The 24,340-nt window shown below is 43.8% G+C and carries 27 protein-coding genes; 4 read left to right on the top strand and 23 right to left on the bottom strand.

Going from position 1 to position 24,340, the window contains the following annotated elements; all coding sequences use genetic code 11:
• Positions 1 to 37 precede the first annotated feature (37 nt).
• From CDG61_RS09920 to CDG61_RS10010, 19 genes are all read right to left on the bottom strand, one after another.
• Positions 38 to 637, bottom strand: coding sequence for a 6-pyruvoyl trahydropterin synthase family protein (locus CDG61_RS09920; protein ID WP_087551008.1), 600 nt, complete (start codon positions 635 to 637; stop codon positions 38 to 40).
• A gap of 102 nt (positions 638 to 739) precedes the next feature.
• Positions 740 to 1,732: a type II secretion system minor pseudopilin GspK gene (gspK, locus tag CDG61_RS09925; RefSeq protein WP_087551007.1), complete on the bottom strand. Its 993-nt coding sequence runs from the start codon at positions 1,730 to 1,732 to the stop codon at positions 740 to 742.
• Positions 1,733 to 2,359, bottom strand: coding sequence for a type II secretion system minor pseudopilin GspJ (gene gspJ, locus CDG61_RS09930; protein ID WP_087551006.1), 627 nt, complete (start codon positions 2,357 to 2,359; stop codon positions 1,733 to 1,735). It abuts the gene before it with no gap.
• Positions 2,356 to 2,739 (bottom strand): type II secretion system minor pseudopilin GspI, encoded by a 384-nt coding sequence (gspI, locus tag CDG61_RS09935; protein ID WP_087512292.1) that lies wholly within the window; start codon positions 2,737 to 2,739, stop codon positions 2,356 to 2,358. The genes gspJ and gspI overlap by 4 nt, the downstream gene beginning before the upstream one ends.
• Positions 2,726 to 3,286, bottom strand: a complete 561-nt coding sequence (locus CDG61_RS09940; RefSeq protein ID WP_087551005.1) for a pilus assembly FimT family protein — start codon at positions 3,284 to 3,286, stop codon at positions 2,726 to 2,728. Before CDG61_RS09940 ends, gspI begins: the two co-directional genes overlap by 14 nt.
• A gap of 8 nt (positions 3,287 to 3,294) precedes the next feature.
• Entirely contained in the window at positions 3,295 to 3,909 is a 615-nt protein-coding gene (locus tag CDG61_RS09945; protein WP_087551004.1) for a TetR/AcrR family transcriptional regulator, read from the bottom strand.
• Between the two features lie 49 nt (positions 3,910 to 3,958).
• Positions 3,959 to 4,732: a TatD family hydrolase gene (locus CDG61_RS09950; RefSeq protein ID WP_087551003.1), complete on the bottom strand. Its 774-nt coding sequence runs from the start codon at positions 4,730 to 4,732 to the stop codon at positions 3,959 to 3,961.
• Positions 4,733 to 4,757: 25 nt separating this feature from the next.
• Positions 4,758 to 5,099: a PilZ domain-containing protein gene (locus CDG61_RS09955; protein WP_087512296.1), complete on the bottom strand. Its 342-nt coding sequence runs from the start codon at positions 5,097 to 5,099 to the stop codon at positions 4,758 to 4,760.
• Positions 5,100 to 5,110: 11 nt separating this feature from the next.
• On the bottom strand, positions 5,111 to 6,094 hold the full coding sequence (locus CDG61_RS09960; RefSeq protein WP_087551002.1) for a DNA polymerase III subunit delta': 984 nt from the start codon (positions 6,092 to 6,094) through the stop codon (positions 5,111 to 5,113).
• A 15-nt stretch (positions 6,095 to 6,109) separates the two neighbouring features.
• The gene (gene kdsB, locus CDG61_RS09965) at positions 6,110 to 6,871 is read right to left on the bottom strand and encodes a 3-deoxy-manno-octulosonate cytidylyltransferase (RefSeq protein ID WP_087551001.1); all 762 of its coding nucleotides are present in this window, start codon (positions 6,869 to 6,871) and stop codon (positions 6,110 to 6,112) included.
• An 8-nt stretch (positions 6,872 to 6,879) separates the two neighbouring features.
• Positions 6,880 to 7,884 (bottom strand): tetraacyldisaccharide 4'-kinase, encoded by a 1,005-nt coding sequence (lpxK, locus tag CDG61_RS09970; protein WP_087551000.1) that lies wholly within the window; start codon positions 7,882 to 7,884, stop codon positions 6,880 to 6,882.
• Positions 7,885 to 7,886: 2 nt separating this feature from the next.
• Entirely contained in the window at positions 7,887 to 9,614 is a 1,728-nt protein-coding gene (msbA, locus tag CDG61_RS09975; protein ID WP_087550999.1) for a lipid A export permease/ATP-binding protein MsbA, read from the bottom strand.
• A 3-nt stretch (positions 9,615 to 9,617) separates the two neighbouring features.
• Entirely contained in the window at positions 9,618 to 10,040 is a 423-nt protein-coding gene (locus CDG61_RS09980; RefSeq protein WP_087512301.1) for an ExbD/TolR family protein, read from the bottom strand.
• 8 nt (positions 10,041 to 10,048) lie between these two features.
• Positions 10,049 to 10,687 carry a MotA/TolQ/ExbB proton channel family protein gene (locus tag CDG61_RS09985; RefSeq protein WP_087512302.1) on the bottom strand — a complete coding sequence of 213 codons (639 nt, stop codon included), beginning with the start codon at positions 10,685 to 10,687 and terminating at the stop codon, positions 10,049 to 10,051.
• A 55-nt stretch (positions 10,688 to 10,742) separates the two neighbouring features.
• Positions 10,743 to 11,633 carry a ParB/RepB/Spo0J family partition protein gene (locus CDG61_RS09990; RefSeq protein WP_087550998.1) on the bottom strand — a complete coding sequence of 297 codons (891 nt, stop codon included), beginning with the start codon at positions 11,631 to 11,633 and terminating at the stop codon, positions 10,743 to 10,745.
• A complete protein-coding gene (locus CDG61_RS09995) occupies positions 11,630 to 12,412 on the bottom strand; it encodes a ParA family protein (RefSeq protein ID WP_087512304.1) in 783 nt (260 codons plus the stop codon). Before CDG61_RS09995 ends, CDG61_RS09990 begins: the two co-directional genes overlap by 4 nt.
• Positions 12,413 to 12,434: 22 nt before the next feature.
• Positions 12,435 to 13,067, bottom strand: a complete 633-nt coding sequence (gene rsmG / locus CDG61_RS10000; protein WP_087550997.1) for a 16S rRNA (guanine(527)-N(7))-methyltransferase RsmG — start codon at positions 13,065 to 13,067, stop codon at positions 12,435 to 12,437.
• An 84-nt stretch (positions 13,068 to 13,151) separates the two neighbouring features.
• A complete protein-coding gene (gene murU, locus CDG61_RS10005; protein WP_087550996.1) occupies positions 13,152 to 13,841 on the bottom strand; it encodes an N-acetylmuramate alpha-1-phosphate uridylyltransferase MurU in 690 nt (229 codons plus the stop codon).
• Positions 13,841 to 14,854, bottom strand: coding sequence for an aminoglycoside phosphotransferase family protein (locus CDG61_RS10010; protein WP_087550995.1), 1,014 nt, complete (start codon positions 14,852 to 14,854; stop codon positions 13,841 to 13,843). Before CDG61_RS10010 ends, murU begins: the two co-directional genes overlap by 1 nt.
• Before the next feature lie 120 nt (positions 14,855 to 14,974).
• On the opposite strand from CDG61_RS10010, the gene CDG61_RS10015 reads away from it, so the two are divergent.
• A complete protein-coding gene (locus CDG61_RS10015) occupies positions 14,975 to 17,434 on the top strand; it encodes an LPS-assembly protein LptD (RefSeq protein WP_087550994.1) in 2,460 nt (819 codons plus the stop codon).
• Positions 17,434 to 18,750, top strand: a complete 1,317-nt coding sequence (locus CDG61_RS10020; protein ID WP_087550993.1) for a peptidylprolyl isomerase — start codon at positions 17,434 to 17,436, stop codon at positions 18,748 to 18,750. Before CDG61_RS10015 ends, CDG61_RS10020 begins: the two co-directional genes overlap by 1 nt.
• Positions 18,751 to 18,877: 127 nt before the next feature.
• On the opposite strand, the gene hfq is transcribed toward CDG61_RS10020, so the two are convergent.
• The 4 genes from hfq to tsaE form a co-directional block, all read right to left on the bottom strand.
• Complete coding sequence (hfq, locus tag CDG61_RS10025; protein WP_087550992.1) at positions 18,878 to 19,405, bottom strand: RNA chaperone Hfq; 528 nt, start codon at positions 19,403 to 19,405, stop codon at positions 18,878 to 18,880.
• 94 nt (positions 19,406 to 19,499) lie between these two features.
• Positions 19,500 to 20,444, bottom strand: a complete 945-nt coding sequence (gene miaA, locus CDG61_RS10030) for a tRNA (adenosine(37)-N6)-dimethylallyltransferase MiaA (protein WP_087550991.1) — start codon at positions 20,442 to 20,444, stop codon at positions 19,500 to 19,502.
• A gap of 3 nt (positions 20,445 to 20,447) precedes the next feature.
• Positions 20,448 to 22,388, bottom strand: a complete 1,941-nt coding sequence (gene mutL, locus CDG61_RS10035; protein WP_087550990.1) for a DNA mismatch repair endonuclease MutL — start codon at positions 22,386 to 22,388, stop codon at positions 20,448 to 20,450.
• Positions 22,381 to 22,857, bottom strand: coding sequence for a tRNA (adenosine(37)-N6)-threonylcarbamoyltransferase complex ATPase subunit type 1 TsaE (tsaE, locus tag CDG61_RS10040; protein ID WP_087550989.1), 477 nt, complete (start codon positions 22,855 to 22,857; stop codon positions 22,381 to 22,383). Before tsaE ends, mutL begins: the two co-directional genes overlap by 8 nt.
• Before the next feature lie 134 nt (positions 22,858 to 22,991).
• Between tsaE and CDG61_RS10045 the strand changes: the two genes are divergently transcribed.
• Positions 22,992 to 23,897, top strand: a complete 906-nt coding sequence (locus tag CDG61_RS10045) for a pseudouridine synthase (RefSeq protein WP_087550988.1) — start codon at positions 22,992 to 22,994, stop codon at positions 23,895 to 23,897.
• Between the two features lie 110 nt (positions 23,898 to 24,007).
• Entirely contained in the window at positions 24,008 to 24,340 is a 333-nt protein-coding gene (locus tag CDG61_RS10050; RefSeq protein WP_087512314.1) for a type II toxin-antitoxin system RelB/DinJ family antitoxin, read from the top strand.

The following is a 24,340-nucleotide window of genomic DNA, read 5'->3' on the forward strand; positions in this document are numbered from 1 at the left end:
ATAATCCCTGATTCCTTTTCAGTACGATGGACTGGTTTTATTCACTGTGAACCTGAAGTTCCACAGCAGGATTCAGAAATTTGACACCCTGTTTCAGTTTTTCATACATTTCGGGATCAGCCCACTCTGACTGAATCTGTTCCGAAAACTCAATCTGTTGCAGACTCAACACCCCCATCTGCTCATTTTCAATATCTTCAATAAAGCTTTGTGCATAACCCGTATCTGTTTCATGCACAATAACCGAATACACTTCCACATCTCCCTCGCCATTCTGAGTTTCTGTGGAGCGCAGAATCTGCTGAGCAAGGTAGAAAAAAATTCGGGAAAACTGTTCTGCTGATGGTGAAACGGGCAGTGCGACCCATCGTGCACTGAATTTTTTACATGCAGCAATATATTCAGCATCATCTTTCTGCCAGAAACAGATCGCATGATCGAAGCTGTCAAAAATATCTTTTATTACGCCTTTAAGCAGACCAAAGTCATATACCATCTGACCATGGTCAAGCCGATTTGCTTTCAGCAGCAGCTCAACTTTATAACTGTGACCATGAATGGAGCGTTTGCAACGGTCTGATGTGCAGTTCCGCACAATATGAGCATTTTCAAACTTAAAAAGCTTACGTATTAACATATACCTTGATGTAATCAGAAAAATATGAATTGTGTTTGATTATAATGCAAAAGCGACAGGATAGGCATCAATTTTACCATTGAGACTTATCTTAATAAAATATCAGTATTTTGCATCCTGTGCAGAGTTACTGATCTCAATAGGTGTAAAGGGCGCCATACTTCTGTTCAGTATATAAACTTTCTTATCCTGACGAACCAGCAATGAATTGAACTGTCGCACACGCTCACCTAGTGAGACTTCAATCTGAGCTCTGAAAAATGTGGACTGAACACCCAGAAGGTTATTCAACTGAACTCTTTTTTCATTATCAACTTGAGTAAATGGTTCAACATCCCACAGTTCATTTACAGATTTAAAGTGTTCAAGTGCAGTCTGTTTCGTATTCAACATATTCTGCACCACTTTTTCATCCAGCCGTTCATCCATGCTTGCCAGTAAAAAAGCAGATGCAGTGTTGATATTGACCTTAGCTTCAGTCGAGGGATTTGCAGTTACATACGGTTCCAGCTGCAGATATTTCTGCCCTTCAAATCCTCTGACCATTTTCAGCTCTTCAACGCTGTGAAATTTATTGTTTGCAGGTAAATAACCCGGGTTCAGACCTTGATAATAATTACTTTCCGCACCCATTGAACCTGATGTTTCATCATCAGTATCCTGCCAGTCAATCACTGCCTCAGAAAGCTGTGCCGGCAAACCTGCCTTTACAAGCAGTTTTTCAAACCAGTTTTTTGCCTGAGCATTTACTTTCCCACTCTTATCTACAAGACTGTTTAAATTAAACTTTCCACTTTCATCACGTAAAATTCCTGCCACATATCCATCATCCACAGGAAATGCAGGCATAGGCTTAGCCCAGGTTTCCTGCAGATGATCCACTTCACCTGCATTTTCAGCATCATCCACCAGCAGTTCTGAAAAAAAGGATTCAGCACTTTTTGCATAATACAGAGACTGATTCTGCCGCATGACATAAGCAGTACTTTCAGCAGTTGCAGACTGTCTTTTTGCAATCATAGCAGCAAGTATGGTTGCCAGAGCAACCATGATCAGAATAGTCAGCAGTGCAATTCCACGTTGGCTCTGTTTCATTTATTTTACGGCTTCCTGTTTCAGAAAGTCTGTATTCAACAGGCTATACAACCACTGATAGGATATCCCCTGTACAGTCAGTCTCAGCATAATCCCTCTAGGCAACAATGCTTTCTGCTGAACATTTTCTGCATCTGCCGTCGCCTCAGGCCAGCTTCTCAGCTCTGCTGGATTCAGTACTGAGACATCATACTGTTCAACATTTTCAAGCAGTACACTCGAAACCGGCTGTTCCTGCCCTGTCTGATTCAGGTAACTATATTTTAATCTATAGAGTTTTTTTTCATCTGCACGATAGCGGTATTCCACCCGCTCATCGGGTGGTGTGCCCTGAGCCAGAGGATCTGTAACGCCTGTTTTACTGAAAATCAGCACACCATTCTGCAGAATCAGCGCGGGCGCTGTTTCACCTTTGATATTTGCAGTTAATGGTGCAATCTGAAGACTGTCTCTGAGAATCTGCTGATGAGCTTCCTGTAAGGCTGATAAATTCGCCTCATGCATTTCATTACGCTCACTGACCTTCGAGAGATAATCAAACACTTTCCAGCCGAGTGCAGAGAGCACTGCGAAAATTGCAATTGCAACCAGCAGCTCAACAAGGGTAAACCCTTTTGACCTGCTCATGATGCAGCTATCCGATAATTAAAGAACACAATATTGGTAATACCGGCTTCGACTTTACCTGTTTCCTTATTGAACAGACTCACCTGAACAGTGACACGCTGTACATCAGGACTGACTGTGGGTTGAGTACTTTTATCAATCTGCCAGTTTTCGCCCTGTTGTTCCACCTGTTCTGACTGAGTTCCCTCCAGCCATTCTCTGTTGATTTCCATCTGCGCTGCTGCATTCATTGCAACAAACTGTGCTTTGGTGCGCAGTACAGCATTTGAGGTTGCCTGGGTATACTGCATCGCCACTTTGGTCAGCGCCATTGCGGCTGTGGCAAAAATTGCGAGAGCAACCATCACTTCAAGTAAGGTAAATCCTTTATTTTTCTTCATGAATCTTACCCAGGTGATCAATTTCTATTTCCTGACCAATAGGCTTTTGCTGAAAATAGAACTGAATTCTTACAGGTTTTGCCTCACCATTCCCAAGCCATACCAGCTGTGGAGCATCATTTGAGATCAGTTCAGTATTCGCTGCATTCTGAAACTGATAGTCAAGTGACTTCACTGTAAAACTGACTTCTTCCGGTAATTCTTTTGATTTAAATTCTTCCCATTCTTTCCAGATCTGTTTTTTATCCAGCCTTGAACTTTTTATCTGCTGTACAGTCGGGTTCTGGTATTCAACTACAGTATAACGAAACGGTGACACATCTGTTTTACTCTGAACATTCAGTGCCAGTATTCTTGATTGGTCTGTTGCTTCACGCTGGATTTTTTTCATATCCATCAGGAAAACAGCCCTGGACTGCATTGCTTTACGCTGATCAACACCACCTGTATTCATCAGCACAAGAGAAGCCATGATTGCCATAATCACAATCACCACCATCAATTCGACCAGTGTAAAACCCCGTATTGATGATGGTCGCATATTCATACGAACCTTCAGGCAACCTGCTGTGCATGACTGGCATGCTTAGGCAAAGCCAATGCCTGATCAATATAGGCGACGCGCAGTGTATCCCTGGAGCCCAGATAACGCTGATAAAAACTTGAATTCAGGATTGCAGCAGCACCATGTGTCAGTGCCCAGATGGAAGCCAGATAATCCCTGACCGTCATTGTACTGTGTATATCCAGCAGATAGGTTTCCGTCATACGTATAATCAGCCTGAGACGCTGACGTCTGATCTGATACAGCTCACTGAACAGATGATAAATTCCTACACCTGTGGTTGAAAGTCTCTCTTCAATCTGATGAAACAGCACAGTACGTTCAGGATGGTGCAAATGATGCAGCATAAAGAATGCGAGGTGTTCAGGGAACTGTTTTTCAGTGTCTTTTATCATCTCAAGCAGCATATTTTCATTGCGGATGATCAGCAGCATATACAGCTCATCCTTACTCTGAAAATGCTTATAGAGGGTTCCTTTTGCAAGATCAAGTTCAGCTGCGAGCGCATCAAGCGTCATTCCTGACTCGCCATTTTCCAGCAGCAGCTGTTCCGCCACCTGAAAAATCAATGATTCTCTTGCCCTGAACTGCGCCTGACGATCCATCTTCACCCTGTCACTCTCTTCTATGCTTCTAACTGTTTATTCAAGCTATTTATTTCATTTTCAGCAGGTTTTCAAAATTCTGCATTGTAATAAATGCCATTTCTTCAAGTGACTTATCATATACATCACTTAGCGCTTTTGCTACATATGGAACGTATTTTGGTTCGTTAGTTTTACCACGATATGGAACCGGAGCCAGATACGGGCTGTCAGTTTCAATCAACACTCTGTCCAGTGGTACCTGTTTTGCGACATCACGCAGATCCTGCGCATTTTTAAAAGAAACAATGCCCGAAAATGAAATGTAGTATCCGCAATCCAGTACAGCTTTTGCCGTTTCCCAGTCTTCAGTAAAACAGTGCAGAATGCCGTGTGTGGATTTTTCTGCACGGATAATATCCACAGTGTCATGCTTCGCAGATCGGGTATGCACCACTACAGGTTTAGATACCACCTGGGATGCATGGATATGTCGTGCAAAACAGGCTTTCTGTTCAGTAATAAAATCCTGACTGTGAAAATAATCCAGCCCCGTTTCACCCAGTGCCCAGACTTTTTCAGACTGTGCAAGCTCAATCAGACACTCCGTAGTTGCCCGTGCCATGGTCTGAACATCTTCACAGGGATGTACCCCAACGGTATAACCGACGTCATCATGACGGGCGGCAATCTCTGACAAAGGAATATGATCATCCAGATCGACAGAGATACCCATAAACTTACTGACGCCAGCTTCACGTGCCTGAGCCAGTGCCAGATCCACATCACCATTATAAGGTGTAAGGTCGAGCATGGTTAAGTGGCAATGAGTATCTACAAACACGGTCTGATCCTATGAAGTTTTTAACCTACATAGTGTAACTGGATCTGCCGTCAGACTTAATACCTGCAAGCAGTTTTTCCGCTTCTGATTTGTAATAAACACCCTTTTCACCCATCAGCTGAATACCAAAACCCTGAAGTTTTGCACCATTCTGCTTATGTGCAATCCAGATGACTTTTCCTGTTAAAGGGATTTTCTGAGACTGTTCCGGCAATGTTGCCAGCACAAAAACCTCTTCGCCCAGTTTCACCGGCTGTTTTGATGGTATAAACAGACCCCCACCCACAACATAAGGCATATAACTGGCGTAAAGTGTATTTTTATCAGGAATATTTGCCTGAATAATCCCACCCATACGTGGCTGCATACTGTTCCCCTTTAAACATTCATTAACTTTATACACAACTGATCAAGTACAAGATTTCCCTGTATATTCTGCTCAGTCATTTTTTTTGATTGTTGTAAATCTGCATAGATCCCAAATAATGTTTCAAGTGTGTACTGTTCCGCAAGTACTGCAAAGTCCAGATCAGTATTATTCACCTGCTGATTGAGCTTGACACAAATCAGGTCTGACAACAAGTATTCAAACATCTGACTGAACTCATTGAAACCAAGCTCTTTATTCCATCTGGTCGCTGTTGCCATTGGCATATTTTTCTGCTGTACCAGTTTCTGCCAGTCCTTTAAAAAGTCATTCCTTCTGGAAAACCACGTGCTCTCTGCCAGATGAACTGCCTGTAATGGCATCTGCCCTGAAAGATTCAGCAGCAGCTGTTTCTGCTGCTGCAGGTCTTCAGGTAAATGCTGACTTAAAAACTCATCCGACTGCGCCGAAGTTATACGATCCATGGCAAAGTGCTGTAAACGGCTGCGAACAGTTGCAGGCAGTTTAAGAAAGTGATCTGCCAGTAAAATGATGATGACTCTGTCACCAGGCTCTTCAAGCGTTTTCAGCAATGCATTTGCCGAGGCGATATTCAGGGCTTCTGCCGGTTCAATAACAACGACTCTCCAGCCATCCACTGTCTGCTGCACAAATGGTAATAAATCCCGGATCTTCTCGATCTTAATTTTCGCGTTCTGCTTTTTATTTTCTTCATCGATCGTGATGTATACATAGTTTGGGTGCGTATCCGACTTCAGCCACTGGCAACTGCCACATTCACCACATGCTACACGATCCACATGACGGTTTGAACACAGTATCCAGGCAAGAAAATGCTTGGTAAAAGCATCTTTGCCACATCCTTTTTTGCCATAAAACAATAAGCCATGACCAATTGCAGGAAAGCGCCCTGTGAGCGTATTCCAGACATCCTGTTGCCAAGGATAGACCCTTGCCTCAACCTCACTCAGCATCCGATATTCCTGCTTTTACTGAAACAGACTGATATCAAGTTCATTTAAACGATCCAGATCCTGCTGCGTATCCACACCTGGCGGCAGACTTGCTTCTGCAACTGCAATTGCAATCCGGTGACCATTTTCAAGTACTCTTAACTGTTCGAGGCTTTCCAGTTTTTCCAGCATCCCCATTTCCCAGCCAACATATTCCTGAAGCAGTTTGACACGGTAGCCATAAATACCCAGATGACGATATGCCTGATTATGCAAAGCTGGATTTTCCTGTTTATTGCCATCACGGTCATAAGGAATCGTTGCCCGACTGAAATACAGTGCTTCATTAAAACGTGACATGACAACTTTTACGATACTGTCGCGCTTGAATTCATCCAGATCTGTGACTGGCTCACATAACGTAGACATTGAACACAATGGTTTCATTTCAAGTAACTGAGCAACCTGCTGAACCAGCTGAGCAGACAATAAAGGCTCATCACCCTGTACGTTGACAATAATATCTTCAGCAGCCCAGCCTTTAATTTTTGCAACTTCACTCAGCCGATCCGTACCCGATGGGTGATCAGGTGATGTCAGAACTACATCCACACCTTCAGCAATACAGACATCTGCGATCCGCTGATCATCCGTCGCCACACAGAGATCGTCAAAACCTTCGACTTTTCGAGCCTGATCCACAACCCTTAAAATCATTGCGCGACCATGAATCTGCAATAATGGTTTACCCGGTAAACGCGAGCTGGAAAAACGGGCAGGAATAACAATGTGTTTCATAAAGTCGCCTAAGAGATCTGAATGCCTGATTCCTGTAACTGCTGATGCAGCTTCAGATAGCATGCCTCAGAGAGTACTGCTTCCACAGGAACCACCCAGATTTCACGATTAAAAGCTGGGTTCTGTTTCAATAAAGGTAAAATTTTAACTGCATCTTTTTCAGTTGTAATCACCGGATTTGCATCATCAAACTGAAAATCCGCAATTTCATATTCATAATGATCGGGAAACTCATGACACTGAAAATGGTGTATACCCATAGATTCGAGCGTTGCGTAAAATCTCTGAGGAAAGCCAATACCCGCAACTGCGTAAAAATCTGCTTCTGGATTAAACACCCGTCCATCCATTGCATTCAACAGATAAGGTTCAGCAACTTCAAGGTGCATATATAGCTCACTTTCAGGCTCTGCTGCATGCTCAATCACAGTAGCCCCTTCAAGTCTGGACGGAGGTTCTCTCAGATAACCCTCAGGGAGGATTTTCCCGTTGCCTAAACCACGGTTATTATCCAGAACAATCCACTCAATCTGCCGGTTCAGTGCATGGTGCTGTAATCCATCATCACTGATGATCAGATCCAGTTCATATTTTTCAAGCAACAGCTCAATACTTTTTTGCCTGTTAGACCCCACAGCCATAGGCACACCCGTTGACTGAACAATCAGACAGGGTTCATCTCCAACGGTTTCAGGTACAGCATCGAGTCCTACAAATGCAGGAAATGGACCTTTCCCACCATAACCACGACTGATGACACCTACTTTGACATGATGTCTGAGCAGATAGGTCACAAGCTGAATCAGAAGCGGAGTTTTTCCACTGCCACCTACTGTAATATTTCCAATAACCATGACAGGAACAGGAGCTGTATAAGCCTGTTTAACATCCATTTCATAGAGTTTTCTGTTCAGCAGAAAACCTCCACGATACAGCCACGACAAAGGTCGAAGCACAATCAGCCATCCTGCCTGTTTATTCCAGGCATCCTGAATGAATTGCGCCAGTGACATAATTACTGTTCCTCAAAGTTACGCTGATGTAACTGATAATAAGCACCATGCTTTTCAATCAGTTCTGTATGAGTACCTTGTTCTACAATCATCCCTTTGTCCATCACAACGATCAGATCTGCATTTTCAATGGTAGAGAGTCTGTGTGCAATAACAATAGTGGTTCTGTCCTGCATCGCAGCATCAAATGCCTGCTGAATGAAATATTCGGATTCGTTATCCAATGCACTTGTTGCTTCATCCAGAATTAAAATCGGTGCATCTTTCAGGATAGCCCGAGCAATGGCAATACGCTGTCGTTGACCACCAGAAAGATTCAAGCCCTGAGCACCCAGTTGCGTATCATAACCTTGAGGTAAGGACATAATAAAATCATGTGCATAAGCTGCTTTTGCCGCAGCAATCACCTGTTCATCTGTTGCATTTTCCAGCTGCCCGTATGCAATATTTTCACGGACAGTCCGGTTAAACAGAACGACCTGCTGATTGACCATAGCAATCTGAGTCCGCAGACTGGTGATTTCAATATCCTGAATGTCATACTGATCCAGCAGAATACGACCTGAGCTCAACTCCTGGAATCTGACCAGCAGATTCACCAATGAAGTCTTACCCGCTCCTGACCGCCCCACAAGTGCGACAGTCTGACCTGCTTTTACATTCAGGTTAAAGTTTTTAATCGCCTCATGTCCATCAGCATAGATCAATCCAGCATTTTCAAACTGAATATTGCCTTTTAATGCAGGTGTCAAAGTTCCTGTATTTTTTTCTTCCGGCAGATCAAGCAGTTCAAACACTGAATATGCTGCAGCCATACCACGCTGAAGTTTTTCATTAATATCTGTCAGCGCTTTGATTGGCTTACTGAGCATACCAGCTGCTGTGATATACGCAACAAATTCACCCGTAGTGGTTTCTCTGAGAATTTCAGGGCGCAATGCAATCCAGATAATAATACTGAGCGACATGGCCATAATCAGCTGCACAACAGGACTGTTCAGCTGCTGTACAACCACCATTTTCAGACCACGACGCAGGTTTTCAAGGGAATGTAATTTAAAACGTTCCTGCTCATAAGTCTGTCCGCCAAAACTTTTAACCACCAGGTTACCGTTTACCGTTTCCTGAACCACATGATTGACGTCACCCATAGTGTCCTGCACCTGCATGGACAGTGTACGCATACGCTTGGCAGCTTTACGGATTAAAAGACCAATCAGTGGACCAAAAACAAGAATACACAGTGTTAAACGCCAGTTGCTGTAAAGCAGATACCCAAGCAGAGCCATTGCAATCAAGCCCTGCTGAACCAGCGTTCTGAGTGAATCAGTTGATGCCGCTGTCAGCTGCTCAACGTTGTACATAATTTTAGCTGTAATGTGTCCACTGGTATTATCCAGATAATACTGTGACGGCAGTTTCAGTAACTTGGCAAACACTTCCTGACGGATGTTAAAAACCAGATTCCGGGAAATGACTGAGGTATAATATCCACCGACAAAACTTCCCACACCACGGAAAAAAATCAACAGAACAACCAGAAACGGGAAAAGCGAAGTAAAACTTTCATCCCTGTCCTGAATTGCAGTAATGATTTTTTCAAGCAATTTGGCTACCGACACTTCCGTTGCTGCATTGATAGCAAAACCTACAACAACCAGTATCATCAGACCCCAGAATGGTTTCAGATAACTGAGCAGGCGCAAATAAACTTTTAAATCGTGGTTCACTGATTAATAACCCCTGGACGGCACTTTCGTACTGATATTGATGTTAACAAAGCCCAATTGCCCTGCAACATCCATGACTCGAATTACATCCTGATGCGTTGCTTTGGCATCAGCAGCAATGACAAACATTAAATCACGCTGATCATTGGAAATCTGTTTAATTGCCGTATTTAAATCTGCTGATTCTTTACTGGACAATGCCTGTCCATTGACCGAGTAATGCCCGGAAGCATCCACCACAACTTCAATCTTATGATTGAACTGCTTCGGTGGTACTCCCTGGGCATCAGGTAAAGTCAGATTCATACGGCTGAACTGATTAAATGTTGTGGAAAGCAACAGGAACACCAATATGAACAACAGGCAGTCAATCATTGGCGTCAGGTTAATATGAATATCTTCCACTTGTGTACGTTTAAATTTCATATTTCACCTTAACTTGCTTTCTTCACTTCCTGTTCTTCCACAGAATCATTCTGATAGAAAAGTGCTGCATGAAAAAGTGTTGACTGCTGTTCAAGTTCCGCAATGTACTCCTGAACCAGCCGCTGAAAATAACGGTATGCAAACAGCGCTGGGATAGCAATCAGCATACCTGCTGCTGTTGTAATCAAAGCCTTGGAAATACCCGGAATCATGAGTGTTGGATTACTGTTGGTTCCCAGGTCAATCACCAGAAATGATTCAATAATTCCCAGTACTGTACCCAGCAGACCCAGCAATGGAGCAACAGCACTTAAAGTCCCCAGAAAATTGATATTTTTTTCAAGATATCCGATTTCCTGAGAAGCTGTGGCTTCCATTTGAGCACGAGCATAATTTTCCGGCTGCTGGCGATTCTGATAGCCTGCCATAAAAATCCGCCCAAGTGTACTGCTCTGTGCCGAATCATTCTGTTTCAGGTACTGCATTACACCTTTAACCCCCGCTCCCTGACTCAGCAGCAAGCCCGCAGGTAAAATATTCGATTTTTTCAAGCGAATGAAACGCTCAATTGCAATTGCAACGGTAAAAATCGAACAGATCACAAGCGGCAACATCAGCCACCCACCAGCTTTAACCAACTCCCACATTCCGCTTCCCCAAGACTTTCAAAACTGCAAATTTAAAAAATTTAAAACGATAAAATTATTCAGCAAGACAGATATTTAAAATACCATCCAGTTCTTCAAGCGAATGATAATGAATAACCAGTTTTCCTTTACCCTGCTTATTATGATCTATTTTTACATCCGCACTGAAACGCTCAGTTAAGCGCTGAGTCAACTGTTGTATATCCGACTGAAGTTCAGGTTTTTTCTTTTCCTGTTTCGGTGTGTTCATGTCACGGACAATCTGTTCTGTCTGACGGACGGACAGATTTTTTTCAACAACCTGCTGTGCTACTTTCAGCTGTTCTTTTTCTTTCAGTGTCAGTATTGCACGGGCATGCCCCATATCGAGCAAGCCTTGCTGCATCAGATCTTTTACAGGTTCTGCAAGTGCAAGCAACCGCAGTAAATTACTGACTGTCGTTCTCGCTTTACCTACTGTTTCTGCAATTTCCTGATGGCTCAGACCAAATTCTTCATGGAAACGCTGTAATGCCATTGCCTGATCAATCGGGTTCAGATCCTGACGCTGAATGTTTTCAATCAGTGCCAGAGCAATCGCAACCTGATCAGTCAGATCACGGACGATCGCCGGAATCTCAGTCAGACCCGCCTGTTTTGCAGCACGCCAGCGACGCTCACCCGCAATAATTTCATAAGGATGAACTTCATCATCTGCAACAGAGCGGATAACAATAGGCTGCATCACACCATGTTTTTTAATGGATGCTGACAGTTCCTCAAGTTCCTGTTCGTTGATGAAACGGCGTGGCTGATATTCACCACGCTTCAGCAAATTCACATCAATCTGTTTCAGCTGACCATGATCCAGGGTTTGAACTTCGAGTTGTAATTTTTCTTTCTGAATGGAACCCAACAGGGCATCCAGACCACGACCCTTAGCTAATCCGCGTTTTTTTGTGGTCATGCTTTCGTTCCTTTTTTCACTTTACTTTTTTTCAACATTTCAGCCGCAAGGTTTAAATACGCTACAGCACCCTTTGAGCTTTTTTCAAAATAAATAATAGGCAAACCATGTGCCGGCGCTTCTGCCAGACGGACATTTCGTGGAATCACAGTATCGTAGAGTTTTTTCCCAAAATACTGTTCAAGCTCTGCGGATACGTCACGCGTCAAAGCATTACGGGCATCGTACATGGTACGCAGCACACCCATAATTTCAAGTTCAGGATTCAATGCCTGCTGAATGCGGTCTATGGTCTGTGTCAGATCTGCCAGACCTTCCAGTGCATAATATTCGCACTGCATCGGGATCAGCACACTGTGTACAGCTGCCATCGCATTTACAGTGATCAGGCTCAGACTTGGCGCACAGTCAACAATGATATAATCAAAGTCTTTTTCAATCTGCTGCAAAGCATTGCGCAGAATATACTCTCTGCCTTCCTGCTCTGCAATGACAAGCTCAACACCCGCCAGATCACGATTTGAACCAAGTACTTTATAACCGACTTCTGCCTTGGTGATGGCTGTCTCAATCGGCACTTCACCCAATAAAACATCAGTAATGGAATAAAGTAAATCATTTTTCTGAATGCCCGAACCCATCGTGGCATTACCCTGGGAATCCATATCGACCAGCAGCACACGCTTTTTCAGAACAGCAAGAGAAGCAGCAAGGTTTACAGCTGTTGTCGTTTTACCGACACCACCTTTCTGATTCGCGATTGCAATAATTTGCGCCATGGAAACCCCAACTCTATAAGTCTTAAATTTGTTTTAATAACAGCAAATGACGCTGTTCATCCAGTCTCGGAACTTTCAGTTCAATAATGTCACAGCTGAACTGTTTTTCTACAGCTTTGACTTCATCTTCTGGAATCAGACCTTTCATTGAAGCAATGATGCTCTGATCATGCATATACGGTCTGGAAGCAGCTATAAAATCGGTTAATGATGCAAATGCCCGACTGGTAATGACATCAAATTTACCCAGTTCATTAATACTGTCTTCGTTTTCAACCCGTGTCTGCACAGCAATAACATTCTGCAGTTTCAGGTCTGCGATAAACTGTTTAAGGAAACGGATTTTTTTGCCGTTTGAATCCAGCAGCACACACTGACGTTCAGGCTGACATAAGGCAATAATCATGCCTGGCATACCGCCACCCGTTCCGATATCCAACAGACGACCTGCAGGCAGATCTTTCAGAATACTCAGACTGTCGAGCAGATGCTTGACCAGCATTTCCTTAGGATCACGGATTGCAGTCAGATTATAGGCTTTATTCCAGAGTACCAGTGCATCCTGGTATTTAAGTAACAAAGTTAAGGCATCTTCACTGAGTTCAAGCCCAAGTGCCAGACTGCCCTGTTTAAGTTCCTGAAAAAAAGGATGCATAGATAAAACGTCCCGAGAAAGTTAGGTGGAAGTATACCGATTTATCGTTATAGTCACAGTAGCCGATGATTAGTGAATATGCACTTAAGCATATTCACCCTGACGAATTTGCGAATCAAGTGCAATAAGGCGCTCAGGTGTACCTACATCCACCCAGGCAGCTCGCATTTTTTCTGCAGAAATCCGCCCATCCAGCATTCCCTGCTTTAAAATAGGTGCCAGTGGACGTTTTCCTGCTTCCAGTCCATTGAACATTTCAGGATGAATCACAGAAACGCCGCTGAATGTTAAATTCTCACCTTCACGCTGCTGATCAAATGTATAGGCACGCCCATCCGCCAGTGTGAAATCACCTTTTGGGTGCTGTTCAGGATTCTGTACAAACACCAGATGCGCCAGATCCTGCTGCAGATTTACATCCAGCAATGAAGCAAAATCAAATGTTGTCCAGACATCACCATTGATCAGTATGAACGGCTCGCTGCCAAGTAAAGGCAAAGCATTGATGATTCCACCAGCGGTTTCAAGCCCTTCATCTTCACGTGTCCAGCGAATGTTAACCCCAAACTGAGAACCGTCGCCCAATGCACCGATCAGCACATCTGCAAGCCAGGCTGAGTTAATGATAATTTCGGTCACACCGATATTTTTCAGTTTTTCGATATGCCAGACGATCAGCGGCTTCCCGCCTACTTCAAGTAAAGGTTTAGGCTTATAAAGCGTCAAAGGACGCATGCGGTTTCCAAGACCCGCTGCCAGAATCATGGCTTTCATTATGCAACAACCTCATATTTGCCGTATTTGGCTTCAAATTCCGGCATTACTCTATTATGAATAAACTGCATAAAAGGTTGTAATTCTGCATACGCTTTGCTTTCTTCAAGTAAATACCACATCACACGAGGTAAATCCTTGAGGTAGCCTGATTTGCCATCACGTTCAAACAGTCGCATAAAAATACCCAGAATTTTGATATGACGCTGAATCGCCATCAGGTCTGCATCACGTCTGAACTGTTCAAAATCGCGATCCTGCTTTGCAGACTCGGGCAACAGGTCATAGAACACTTTAAACCACTGATAAACACGCTCAGGATTCCACTGCACATAAGCATCGCGTGTAATGGAAATCAGGTCATAAGTGTCTGCACCAATCACAGCATCCTGAAAATCAATCACACCCAGATCCGTTTCACCTTCTATTTTCATCAGGTTACGACTGTGAAAGTCACGATGTACAATCACCTGAGGCTGTGCAAGCGCAGCATTTGCCAGGATTGCAAAACTGCGTTTGATCAGTGCCAGCTCATCTGCTGTTGGCTGAATCTTCAGTGATGGCAGCATCCAGTCGGTCAGCAGTTCCATTTCTGAAATAAGCTTTTCATACGCATATTCTGGGAACTGGTTTTTACCATCAATCGACTGTAACTGTACCAGCTGCTTAAAACTCTGCGCATAGTACTCATCCACAGTTTCATCTGTTAAAAGTGTAGAAAGTAATACATCGCCAAAATCTTCAAGTAAAAGAAAGCCCTGCTCAAGATCTTTTGCCACAATATGAGGTACACGAACCTGATGAGCATCGAAAAATTCGTCTATCGTCACAAAAGGCACACAATCTTCTTTTTCAGGAGGTGCATCCATCAGCATAAATGTTTTATTATTCAATTTGATTCGTGCATAACGACGGAAGCTCGCATCACCTGCAAGGAAGTTAATTTCAAATTGATCTGAACCAAGTACAGATGTAATCCATGTTTGTATCAATTGTTCACGTTGTGTATTCATTTGCGATAAATTCTAATACAGGCTGAGTTTTTAAAGTGCTAAGTGTAGCCACTTATCAACTTTTTCTCTATGATGCGACAATAATTAATTGCGATTAAGCATGCCTGGTTAATGAGACAAATGAAGCATCAGTTTAAATTCAATCCTCTAGCAACTGCGATCTTCACCCTTCTGTGCGGTAGTTCCGTTTCGGGTTTTGCTGAGTCCGTGGATGTAGATCAGGTCTCTACCACAAATAACCAGCAACTTAAGCAGACCATCCAGGAAGCATATCCAGGTCAGCAGTTTTTTGAGCAGTATTATGTGGATAAAACCGCACCTGAAGCTCAGATGCGCAATGGAAAATATTTAAGTTCCGCATTCTGCAGCGGTGCCTGGATTACCCCGGTCAGCCCAGAAGTCAAACCCGTTCCTGCGGATCAGGCGACATCCACTGTCACCGCTGATTATGGACACTATGATCCAAATGGTGACTCTGTACTGGAAGGCAATGTTCTGATTGACCAGGAAGGTCGACAGATCCGTGCAGACAAAGTCACGATTGATAAAACACAGACTTTTGCCAACGCACAGGGGCGTGTCCAGATGGCACAGGCAGGTCTGCTGGCTCAAAGCGATCAGATTGATTACAACCTGAAAACTCAGAAAGGTGAACTGAACAACAGTTTCTATATTTCTGAAGAACAGCATGCGCATGGCCGTGCAGAAAAAATTGCCCGCACTTCTGAAAATGTTGTGGTCATGAATAATGCAACCTATTCAACCTGCCCACCCGATCAGTCACCTGGATGGAAAATCCAGGCAGATCAGATCGAACTGAATCAGGATACAGGTCGTGGTACAACCCGCGGTACTAAGCTTTATGTAAAAAATACGCCTGTACTGGCTGTACCTTATTTTAATTTCCCGATTGATGACCGACGTACAACCGGTATTCTCACACCGTCTTTTGGCTTTACCAATGACGGCGGAGTTGAACTTGGTGTTCCGGTTTATCTGAATCTGGCACCAAATTACGATGCAACGCTCACACCTCGATTTATCAGTGACCGTGGACCCATGCTTGAAGGCAGTTTCCGCTATTTAACTGAAAATTTCGGTGAAGGTCAGTTATGGGGTGGATATCTTCCTTCAGATAAAAGTTATGATGATGAAGACCGTAAGGATCTTCATTTTCTGCATAACTGGCAGATCAACAAGCAGTTCTCTACCAATCTTGAATACAACTACGCTTCAGACAAAGATTATTTTTCAGATCTGAACAACAATCCAAACTCTAAAACAGATCTGAACCTGCGTCGTGCATGGGAGCTGAATTACAAAAATGGTATTCCCGGTTTAAAGGCTCAGCTGAAAGTTGAAGACTTCCAGACGCTGGATCCTGAGGTACCTCAGTCTGACCGTCCTTATGCCCGTCTGCCACAGTTCCTGCTGAACTACAAAGCAGGTGATCTGCAGGGTCTGCAGTATGAATTTAACAGTGATACTGCTTATTTCAAAAAGGACATCAATGCCTTAAACCAGAGCAGCAGTACATCTGAACCAAGTGGTACACGACTGTATAATGAATTTGCTGTGCGTTATAATTACCGCAATCCATGGTCATTTGTTATTCCTGAAGTCAGTGTTGCCAATATCAATACTTTCTTTGACAAAAAAACCGTTGAAGCACAGAATCTGAATTCTTCTGACGAATCGGTTTCCGTAACTGTTCCGCAGTTCACACTGGATGCCGGTCTGACTTTTGAAAAAGATGGTAAATATCTTCAGACCATCACACCACGTGCTTTCTATGCATATGCACCATATCAGAACCAGCAGAACCACCCTAACTTTGACTCTGCAACAGCATCCATCAACTATGACCAGCTGTTCAGTCCAAACCGTTTTTATGGGCATGACCGACTTGAAGACAACAACTTCCTGTCTCTCGGTTTAAGCTACAGCCTGTTTGATGATATTGGTCTGGAACGGATCAAAGCCAGCGTTGGACAGAGTTTCTTTTTTGAAGACCGTCGTATCACACTGGAAAATTCACCTGATGAATTTGACCGTGAAAGTCGCACAGGACCTATCGTCAGCCTTGCAAGTCAGCTGTCTGAAAACTTCAGCGTCGTGGCAAATTCTGCCTGGATGTCCAACAACGATAATGCCCAGCGTGATTTCCAGCTGTACTACACTGGCGATCAGGGCAATCTGTACAATGTTGGATATTTCTACCGTAAAGATATTACCAACCGTCAGGATCACTACGATCAGGTTGTTGCCTCTTTCATTCAGCCTGTTCATAACAACTGGCGCATTATGGGGCATGCACAGTACGACATGGACAACAATGTTGCCCGTGAATACCTGCTGGGTATCAACTATGAATCCTGCTGCTGGGGCATCTCAGTCTATGGCCGTTCTTATTATAATGACCTTGACAACGTGAATGACGCGGATGTAAAACCTAAACGGGCTATCATGGCGGAAATAAACCTGAAAGGACTGGGCGGATTCAATAACAAACTGGCTTCCTTACTGGAAAACCGTATTTTAGGTTTTAATAAAATTAATCAATCCTGGACACAACGTTAATGAAGACGAAACAGTTAAGAACTTTTTTTAAAGCAACGCTACTGGCAGCAGCAATTTCATCCTCACTGCCTGTTTTTGCCCAGTCAACTGATGAAGTCGTTGCCGTTGTAGACAACAGTGTTATTCTCCGCAGTGATCTTGCGCAATCCATTGCTGAAATCAAACATCAGCTGGAATCACAGAAAAAACAGCTGCCGCCTGAGCAATACATAGAACAACAGGCGCTTGAACAGTTGATTATCCGCCAGACACAACTCGAACAGGTCAAACGCTACAACATCAGACCCGATGAAAAAGCACTGAATGAAGCTGTGATGAAAGTTGCTGCTCAGTCCGGTTCATCAAGTCTCGAAGCTTTCCAGCAAAAACTGGATGCAATGGCACCAGGAACCTATGCATCTTTACGTTCCCGTATTGCTGAAGACCTGACGATTAACCGCATGCGTCAGCAAGTGGTGACTTCACGTATTAAAATCAGTGACCAGGATGTTGAAAACTTCCTGAAAACACCTCAGGGACAGGCTGCATTAGGCAACCAGGTTCACGTTCTGCACGTCCGTATTTCAGGTAACAATAATGTGGGATCTGTAGCCAAACAGGTACAGGCTGAACTCAAAGACAATAATGATATTGCTGCCATCAGTAAAAAATTTACAACTGCCGGCACCAAAGTTGAAGGTTCAGATATGGGCTTCCGCAACCTGTCTGACATCCCGTCTGAACTTGCCGCCCGCGTCAGTACGATTGAACCTGGTCAGACCACAGAACTGATTTCTGTACGCGATGGTATTCATATTCTGAAATTACTTGAGCGTAAAGGTTCTGAGCAAAAAGCCATTATTCCTCAGTATAAAGTCCGCCATATTCTGATTCAGCCAACTGAAGTGGTCAGCCCTGATAATGCAAAACAGATGATCGACAGCATCTACAACCGCTTAAAAGCGGGTCAGAATTTTGCTGAGCTAGCCTCCACTTTTTCTACCGACCCTGGCTCTGCCCGCGATGGCGGTAGTCTGGGCTGGGTTTCTCCAGGTGTGATGGTGCCAGAGTTTGAAGAAAAAATGAAAAATACTCCTGTGGGTCAGATCAGTGAGCCATTTCAGTCTCAGTTCGGCTGGCATATTCTGGAAGTCACAGATACCCGTCAGCAGGATATGACGAGTGAATACCAGCAACGTATGGCGCGTCAGATACTTGGTGAACGTCAGTATGATGCTGAACTGGACAGCTGGTTACGCGAAATCCGCAGCAATGCTTTTGTTGAAATTAAAGATCCTGCACTGGATCGTAAAAACAACAAAAAATCTGACAGCTGATCTCATACTGACAACATTGAAACCAGTGCTTTAAGCACTGGTTTTTTTATTTGCACTCCATTAGATCCTGCAGCTTAAGCATAAAAAAAGCCCCTGTAAAACAGGGGCTTTTAAATACAATCAGATATTAACGATTGTTGTCATCTTCCTGCGAGTCTTCAAATTTTGATTCGCCGTCAAAACCTGTAGAAGACTGACCACCGAAGCCGCCCTGACCACCGAAGCCGCCTTGACCACCGAAGCCACCCTGACCACCGAAGCCACCGCCTTGACCACCGAAGCCGCCTTGACCACCGAAGCCGCCTTGACCGCCAAAACCACCGCCCTGACCGCCGCCAAAGCCACCGCCTTGACCGCCACCAAAGCCACCGCCCTGACCGCCACCAAAGCCACCAGTCTGAGCACCACCACCGAAGCCGCCAGCCTGACCAGCAGGAGCACCAGCAGGACGTGGGTTACGTGCAGGAACTACAGTTGAAATCGCATGTTTGTAAACCATCTGGCTTACAGTATTTTTTAACAGAACAACATACTGGTCAAAAGATTCAATGTGACCCTGTAATTTAATACCATTCACAAGGAAAATAGAAACTGGAATACGTTCTTTACGGAGAGAATTTAAGAACGGATCTTGTAAGGTTTGACCTTTAGACATTTTATAACTCCAAAAATAATTCAAAAATCAGCGCAAAAAACTATCTTTATTTTTCAATTAAAATTTATAAAAAAGACAGCTGTTAAATTTTGCTTTATCCGTAACAGTTTCGCAAGTCTTCTTGGGCTTGTTTTATTGTTAAATATGTCTGAAAATTATGCGATTCCTGCAACGATCTAAGCCACGTATATTGACGTTTTGCCAATTGTCGTGTCGCAAACAGGGCTTTATCCTCCATTTCCTGTATTTTTTTGAGACTTCTGTCACCATTGTACAAAAATTCCAACACCTGACGGTAACCTACAGCACGCATAGAGGGTAAATTTTCATTTAAATCGTATTTTTTAATCAGGTCTTCCACCTCATTTAAAAAACCGATTTTCCACATAATTTCCAAACGCTTTTCTATGCGCTTATGCAATTCTAACCGATCTGGCAACAGGGCGTGATTATGAAAAGTGTAACGATATGGTACGTTTTTAGGCTGTTCTGCCTGTAGTTTTGTAATCGGCTGCCCGGTCAGCTTATAAACCTCAAGAGCACGGATAATCCGCTGCCTGTCACTGACCTTAAACTTTTCACCTGCAAGCACATCCACCGCACACAATTCAGCATAAACTGCCTCCCAGCCTTCCTGTTCAGCTTTGGCTTCAATCTCTGCTCTGACTGTCGCATCTGCACCTGGCAGATTTGTAGACAAACCTTCCAGTAACGCTTTGAAATACAGCATTGTTCCACCAACCAGTACCGGTGTTTTCCCCTGCTGATGAATATCATCAATCAGCACACAGGCATCATCCACAAACTGAGCCGCAGAATAAACTTCCAGTGGGCTGATAATATCAATCAGATGATGCGGAAACAGCGCCTGTTCATCTTTTGTCGGCTTGGCGGTACCAATATCCATATCCTTGTAAACAAGCGCAGAATCGACGGAAATCAGCTCAAATCCACCACGCTCATATAATTCACAGGCTAAAGCTGTTTTACCACTGGCTGTTGGCCCCATCAGATTGATCACAGGTAATTGTTCTGACATGCCTTATTCTCCACGGGCAAAAAGTTTATCCAGCTGAGCGAGCGGAAATGCTCTCCAGGTTGGTCGTCCGTGATTACACTGACTTGCAAATTCGGTCTGCTCCATCTGTCTGAGCAAAGCATTCATTTCTGACAGACTCAACATTCTGTGCGCCCTGACAGCACCATGACATGCCATACCCGCCAGAATCTGATCCCTTTTCTGTAATAAACCCTGCACTTCATCACCAGGGTCCAGATCATTCAGCAGTTCAGGAATCAGTGCAGCAAAATCTGCTTTATGCAATATGGCAGGCACCCCACGTACAATCACCTGCTCATCGCCATACTGGTCTATTTCCAGTCCCAGTCGGGCAAGCTGATCTTTCAGCTCATCGACACGCATTGCCTGCATACGACTGATTGAAATCACTTTAGGAATGAGCAGCTGCTGTGATATCCAGAAATCCGGTCTGTCCCATGCCGATTTCATCTGTTGCAACAGAATCCGCTCATGTGCGGCATGCATATCCACAATAATCAGCCCTTCAGTGTTCTGCGCCAGAATATAAATACCGTGCAGCTGTGCGATGGCTATTCCTAAAGGATGTTCATCCACTTTTACAGCAGAATCTTCAGAGGAGTTTTCAGACCATCCGGCCGATGTATCCCGCAAAGGTGCCAGATAACTTTTCAGTGCATTGTTCAGGCTCTGTGGTGCTTGAGCACTGTAATCTGCACGGGTTGAATACTGAACCACCTGTGGACTGCTGACATTAAAATCAGTCAGAATTTCTGTAGACAGCTGTGGTTCAGGCTGAGGCGTATAAGCATCAACCGCTTTGTGTAACTGAAACTGTTCCTGATAGCGTGGCTGAATCACATCAGGTTGTTGTGTCTGCTGTTCAATTTTCAAGGCTGAGCCCAGTTCTGCACTGGCCGTCTGAAACTGTGAAAGTGTTTCTTTTGCATAATGCCGTACAAACTCATGAACTTCACGCTGGTTTAAAAAACGGATTTCATGTTTGGTTGGGTGTACGTTGACATCAATATTTTCAGGTTCAACTTCCAGGAACAGCAGATAACCAGCATGCTGATGCCCATGCAGAATGCCATCATAAGCCATACGCAAGGCATGTGAGATGGTCTTATCCTTTACAATCCGTCCATTTACATAGACATACTGTAAATCTGCCTGCGCACGGGCATCAGAGGGATGCCCCAGCCAGCCTGAAAGACGCATATGTACGCTGTCAGCATCAATCCAGTAGGCATTTTCCGTAAACGTCCGCCCGAGCATCTGCTGCACACGCTGAAAACGCAGTTCGCCACTGTCCGCAACAGGAAGATTGATCTTAATACTGTCATTGTGCTCAAGCACAAAGCGGATATCGAAATGTGTCAATGCCAGACGTCTTACGATTTCTTCAATATGACCAAATTCTGTGCCTGGTTTTTTTAAGAATTTCCGTCGTGCCGGTACATTAAAAAATAAATCCTGTACACGGATCACTGTGCCTTTTGAAGCAGCTACAGGCTGTATCTGCTGATGGTCAAATGCGGTACCATTAACTTCAACCTGATAGCCGATCCCTGAGTCATCCTGACTGCTTGTCAAAGTTAAGCGCGACACTGCCGCAATCGAGGCGAGTGCTTCACCACGGAACCCCAGGCTGACAATCGCCTGTAAGTCTTCGGAAGTCTGAATTTTACTGGTTGCATGGCGCATAACCGCCAGCGCCAGATCATCCTGGTGAATGCCCCGACCATTGTCCATAATTTCAATCAGCGTACTGCCACCCTGTGCCACACGGATAATCAGTTCGGTAGCACCTGCATCAATTGCATTTTCCAGCAGTTCTTTAACCACTGATGCCGGACGCTCAATAACCTCACCTGCCGCAATCTGGTTGGCAAGTGCAGGATCAAGGGTTTTAATTCTCCGTACGCTGATATCTTCACGCATGTCCGAGTTTTTGCTCCAAAGTTTGATGCAGAGTTTCCAGAGAAGTCTGAACTGTCACAATACGGGTCGTTTCATCCATGGATTTTTCTATCTGAATCACCAGGTCTGCCTGTGGAATTTCATCACCACCTTTAGATGGCCATTCAAAAAGGAACAGTGCATCAGGTGTTTCAAGATAATCACGGATACCCATTAACTCCAGTTCATAGGGATCATTCAGTCGATACAGGTCAAAATGGAAAATTTCCTGACCAGCTATGCTGTAGGGTTCAACCAGTGTATAGGTCGGGCTTTTTACAGCGCCATTATGCCCCAGACTTTGCAGCAAAAAGCGCGTCAGCGTTGTTTTACCCGCACCAAGGTCACCAATCAGATAGATCACACCAGATTTAAAACAGCTTGCCACAACCTGCGCAAGGTTCTGTGTATCAGTTTCACTTTGGAGGTTCAGGCTGAATGAATACTGCATATTATGAGACACGACATGATTCAAAAGAGCGATTATGATAGCATTCCACAGTCTTAAAGCCTATGCGCTGCAACCGAAATGCACATTTTTATATCAGTGCATTATGTTAATTATTTCTGTCAGATCACCTGTATATGAACGCATCTTCATTTATTCCCCCTATGGTTCGGGGTGTCAGTGCCAGCAGACTGTATCTGCCGACGATTAAACCTGCACCCGTCAGCGTTTTTGAATATCTGTGCATGCAGTTTTCCCATATTACACAGCAGGAATGGCAACAGCGTTTCAATGATGCTCAGATTTACAGTGAAACAGGCGAAATACTCACACTTCATTCCCCATACAGCGCAAATACCCAGATTTTTTATTATCGCTTTCTGGAACATGAGCCACATGTCCCATTTAAACATCATATTCTGTTTGAAAATGATGATTTACTGGTGGTGGACAAACCTCACTTTCTGACCATGAGTCCAACCGGACAGTACGTTCAGGAAACCTTACTGGTACGGCTTAAAAATGAGACCGAAAACGAACTCCTGACCCCCATACACCGTCTTGACCGGGAAACCGCAGGTGTAGTCATGTTTTCTAAACAGGCTGAAAGCAGAAGTCTGTATCAGCAACTTTTTGCTGAAAGAAAAGTTCAGAAAACTTATTTTGCAATCGCGCCTTTTTGTGCTGAGCTGAAATTTCCGCTTGAAATGAAAGTTCGAATGGAAAAGGGGAATCCCTTCTATACCATGAAGATAGTTGATGGTGAGCCTAACAGCCAGACTCAGATTGAACTGACAGAGCATAATGATGCATGGGCGATCTATAAGCTGGATCCTCACACAGGTAAACAGCATCAGCTCAGACTTCATCTCAGCTCACTGGGCATTCCGATTAAAAATGATCCTTTTTACCCGTCTTTAAATCATAAAGACAAAGATGATTTCAGTGCGCCATTGCAGTTACTGGCAAAGCATCTTGTCTTTACTGACCCTGTTACCAAACAGAAAATGCATTTCAGTTCCAGGCATGAATTGACACTGTAATATATTTGTCATTACAAATGTTTCAAAAAATTATTGTATTTATATTGAAATTACAAATTCTTTGATTACAATAAGGCTGAAAAGTTTAGTAATTTACAATTTTAAAAATCATGAGAAAAACTGAAGTTTATCAAATACGTCTTGATTCTCAAGAGAAAAAACAGGCGTTTGCTGTTTTCAAACAGCTGGGAATTACTCCCGCCCAGGCAGTGCGACTGTTTTTTAAACAGGTTGTTCTCACCAAGTCCATCCCCTTTTCTATTGAAAATCAGAATATCAATCTGGAACAGCTGATCCGTTTAAGAAAACTGAAACAGGAACAGAAATTACAGTCAGGCACGGAACAGGTTTCACTGCCGCTGACAGATACAAACTTTGATGATGAACATCAGGATATTTTTGAAGAGCTGAATGCTCTGCTGGGCGAAAGCGACAAAACTTAA

Origin of the sequence: Acinetobacter sp. WCHAc010052, from assembly GCF_002165295.2 — a bacterium.
Taxonomy (GTDB): Bacteria; Pseudomonadota; Gammaproteobacteria; order Pseudomonadales; family Moraxellaceae; genus Acinetobacter; species Acinetobacter chinensis.